This window comes from Streptomyces sp. SID4985 (assembly GCF_009863025.1).
Lineage (GTDB): Bacteria > Actinomycetota > Actinomycetes > Streptomycetales > Streptomycetaceae > Streptomyces.
The window spans coordinates 1-208 of record NZ_WWIR01000097.1 but is presented as its reverse complement, the minus strand read 5'-3'; the positions used below and the strand labels follow the sequence as shown (position 1 = coordinate 208).

The following is a 208-nucleotide window of genomic DNA, read 5'->3' as shown; positions in this document are numbered from 1 at the left end:
AGGTCGTCGCCGACGTAGGCGGGGGCGGCGACGCAGACGGTGACGGCGGCGGGGTCGCGGCCGGCCTCCTCGGCGGCCCGGCGGACGGCCTTGACCATCCACTCGGTGAGGTAGGGGTCGGCCAGTTGGAGGATGAACCCGTCCGCCTTCTGTCCGGCCAGGGCGAGCGCCCTGGGGCCGTACGCGGCCATCCAGACCGGCAGCCGGC

Annotated in this window: 1 protein-coding gene; it reads right to left on the bottom strand. The window is 76.0% G+C overall.

Annotated elements, in window-relative coordinates; translation table 11 throughout:
• The coding region (locus GTW40_RS04060) for an LLM class flavin-dependent oxidoreductase (protein WP_161178761.1) at positions 1 to 208 on the bottom strand (208 nt) is incomplete at both ends.